General features: G+C 65.4%; 3 protein-coding genes. All 3 read right to left on the bottom strand.

Features of this window, described 5'->3' with window-relative positions; all coding sequences use genetic code 11:
- Positions 1 to 1,536: DNA mismatch repair endonuclease MutL (mutL, locus tag HP546_RS27830; RefSeq protein WP_172232315.1), on the bottom strand; the 1,536-nt coding region annotated here is incomplete at its 3' end.
- Positions 1,533 to 2,963 carry an N-acetylmuramoyl-L-alanine amidase gene (locus HP546_RS27825; protein WP_172232312.1) on the bottom strand — a complete coding sequence of 477 codons (1,431 nt, stop codon included), beginning with the start codon at positions 2,961 to 2,963 and terminating at the stop codon, positions 1,533 to 1,535. The genes HP546_RS27825 and mutL, both read right to left, overlap by 4 nt.
- Before the next feature lie 11 nt (positions 2,964 to 2,974).
- Positions 2,975 to 3,448, bottom strand: a complete 474-nt coding sequence (gene tsaE / locus HP546_RS27820; protein ID WP_172232309.1) for a tRNA (adenosine(37)-N6)-threonylcarbamoyltransferase complex ATPase subunit type 1 TsaE — start codon at positions 3,446 to 3,448, stop codon at positions 2,975 to 2,977.
- Positions 3,449 to 3,509 lie beyond the last annotated feature (61 nt).

The raw sequence follows: 3,509 nt of genomic DNA, 5'->3' as shown, positions 1-3,509 counted from the left end.
CTCTTCGGCGCAGTCGGCTTCGCGCTGGCTCAAGGCCAGGGTTTCCGGTACCAGCAGCGGCTGGCCGCTGAGGCCTTCGCTGGCCATGGCCACTTTGAGGCGCTCGTACATGATGCGCTCGTGGGCGGCATGCATGTCCACCAGCACCAGGCCGACGGCGTTCTCGGCCAGGATGTAGATACCCTTGAGCTGCGCCAGCGCATACCCCAGCGGCGGGATGTCACCCTGGCTTTCAGGCAGGGCCGTCGCTGGCGCCGCGCCACCACCTTCCAGCGGTTTGTAAAAGTCGCGATAGACCGCCTGCGCCTCGGCGGCCGGCAGCGGCTGCGAAGGACGTGGCGTGTACTGGTACTGGTAACCCGCGCCACTGCCACCGTTGGAAAACGACTGTTGCGGGGCACGCGGCTGCTCAAGCACCGGCGAGGCCAGGCGCATTTCACCCTGCGGCCCGAATTCGCCGGCCTGCGGGCCTGTGGGGCGGACCATCTCGGTCACCGCAGCAGGCGCCGCCAACTGGTCTTCCGGGCGTACATCGGCCAGGGCGCGGTGCAGAGTGCCATACAGGAAGTCGTGAACCGAGCGCCCTTCGCGGAAGCGCACCTCGTGCTTGGTCGGGTGCACGTTGACGTCGACGCCGTTGGGTTCCAGCTCGAGAAACAGCACGAACGTCGGATGCCGCCCGTTGAACAGCACGTCGCGGTAGGCCTGGCGCACCGCGTGGGCGACCAGCTTGTCGCGCACTGCACGGCCGTTGACGAAGAAGTACTGCAGGTCTGCCTGGCTGCGCGAGAAGGTCGGCAGGCCGACCCAGCCCCACAGGCGCAGGCCGTTGCGTTCGACGTCGATCGGCAGCGCCTGCTCCATGAAGCCCGCGCCACAGATGGCGCCCACCCGCCGTGCGCGGGCGGTCTCGTCGTGGGCTTCGTGCAGGCTGAGGATGCTCTTGCCGTTGTGACGCAGGTGGAAGCCGACATCGAAACGCGCCAGGGCCAGCCGCCGGATGACTTCCTGCAGGTGATCGAATTCGGTTTTCTCGGCCTTGAGGAACTTGCGCCGGGCCGGGGTATTGAAGAACAGGTCACGCACTTCCACCGACGTACCGACCGGGTGAGCCGCCGGCTGTACCCGCGGGGTCATGTCGCGACCTTCGGTTTCCACCTGCCAGGCCTCGCTGGCGCTGGCGGTACGCGAGGTCAGGGTCAGGCGCGCCACCGAGCTGATCGAGGCCAGGGCCTCACCACGGAAGCCCAGGCTCAATACCCCTTCAAGGTCTTCCAGCTCGCGGATCTTGCTGGTGGCGTGACGGGCCAGGGCCAGCGGCAGGTCGTCGGCGGAAATACCACTGCCGTCGTCACGCACCTTCAGCAGCTTGACGCCGCCCTGCTCCACGTCCACGTCGATACGTCGGGCGCCGGAGTCCAGGCTGTTTTCCAGCAGCTCCTTGGCGACAGAGGCCGGCCGCTCGACCACTTCGCCGGCGGCAATCTGGTTGGCCAGCCGCGGGCTGAGCAGCTGGATGCGCGAACCACCACTCATTGCGAAGCCAGCGTGGTGGCCGGGACATCGAGGCGCTGGCCGACCTTCAGCTCATCGGTCTTGAGGCTGTTGGTGCTGCGCAGGCTGGCAACGCTGACCTGGTAGCGCACGGCGAGCATGGCCAGGGTTTCGCCTGGGCGAACCGTGTGCTCACGCGGGCCTGCGGCAATCTTGCCGGTGTCGCGCAGCCAGGCCACATAGGTGCCCGGTGGCGGGTTCTGCTGGAAGTACTGGCGCACGCCCGTGTGAATAGAACGGGCCAGGGCCTGCTGGTGGCTGGCGGTGGCCAGTTTGGCCGCTTCGTTGTTGTTCGAGATGAACCCGGTTTCAACGAGGATCGACGGAATATCCGGGGACTTCAGCACCATGAAGCCGGCTTGCTCCACACGCTGCTTGTGCAGCGAGGTGACGCGACCCATGTTGCCCAGCACCTTCTGCCCGACGTTGAGGCTGGAGCTGAGGGTGGCGGTCATCGACAGGTCGAGCAGCACACCGGCCAACATCCGGTCTTTGTCATCCAGGCTGACATTGCCCGCACCACCGATAAGGTCTGAGCGGTTTTCCGTGTCGGCCAGCCAGCGCGCGGTTTCGGAGGTGGCACCACGGTCGGACAAGGCGAACACCGAGGCGCCAAAGGCAGCCCGCGACGGTGCGGCGTCAGCATGAATGGAGATGAACAGGTCGGCGCCCTTCTTGCGGGCGATTTCCGTGCGTTTGCGCAGCGGGATGAAATAGTCGCCAGTACGGGTCAGCTCGGCCCGGAAGCCTTTCTCGCGGTTGATCTGGCGCTGCAGCTCTTTGGCGATCTGCAGCACGATGTCTTTTTCATGCTGACCACGCGAGCCGGATGCACCCGGGTCTTCGCCACCATGGCCGGCGTCGATGGCGACCACGATGTCCCGCTTGCCGCTCGGTACCGGCGGCAGCTTGATGGCGGGCTGGGCCGGGCTCACCGGCACCGCAGGGGTGGTCGCCGGGGTTTGTACCGGGGTCGGGGCCGGGGGCGGGGCGCTGGCGGCGATGGCGTCGGCTTCCTGGTCATACAGGTCGACCACCAGGCGATTGCCATACTGGGCGTTGGGCGCCAGGGTGAAACTCTTTGGGGTGACCGATTTTTTCAGGTCGACCACCACGCGCAGGTCGGTCGGCGTCCGCTGGGCCGAACGCACGCTGCTTATCGGCGTGTTGGAGGTGGCCACGTTCAGTGGCGCAGCCAAGGTTGCGCCATTGATGTCGATAACCAGGCGGTCCGGCGCGCTGAGGGTGAAGACACTATGCTGCACGGGGCCTGAAAGGTCGAAGACCAGCCGCGTGTTGTCCGGCGCGCGCCACAGGCGCATGCTCTTGACTTGAGTGACGGCCAGAGCGTCAACGGTCACCGTTGTCAGCAGCAGCCCAACGATGGCGACCAGTGCGCGTATGCGCATACCTACCCCACTTACTGTTTATAGTGTTCGGCCAGTGCGACGCACCAGGCCTCGCCGCGAGCCCCCTGCGGCGAAAGGATCAGCGAGCGTCCGCCCGCTTGGGGGCTTATGGTAATGGTCAGGTCAGGCTTTGGCAAAACGCCCGTACCCTTTTCTGGCCACTCGAACAGGCAAAGCGGGTCGCCGTCGAAATAGTCACGAATACCCATGTACTCCAGCTCCTCAGGATCGACCAGGCGATACAGGTCGAAGTGAAAGGCTCGGACCTCGCCGATTTCGTAGGGTTCGACCACGGTGAAGGTAGGGCTTTTCACTGCACCAGTATGGCCCAGCCCACGAATCAGGCCACGCGACAGGGTGGTTTTACCCGCACCCAGGTCACCTTCCAGAAAAATCACGCCGCGACCGCCGGTCACTTCGGCCATTTTGCCGCCGAAGGCGACCATGGCCGCTTCATCGGCCAGAAACAGGGTTAAACCAGACACGCAGAATGCTCCTCCAACAACTCACGAATGACCGGCGCCAGATCGCTGGCCGCCAGGCCTC

This window comes from Pseudomonas sp. CM25 (genome assembly GCF_013179705.1).
Taxonomy (GTDB): Bacteria; Pseudomonadota; Gammaproteobacteria; order Pseudomonadales; family Pseudomonadaceae; genus Aquipseudomonas.
This window is presented reverse-complemented; position numbering and strand designations above follow the sequence as displayed.

Coding starts and splice junctions, on each gene's coding strand:
- HP546_RS27825 (WP_172232312.1), bottom strand. CDS start 2,963: ATGCGCATACGCGCACTGGTCGCCATCGTTGGGCTGCTGCTGACAACG.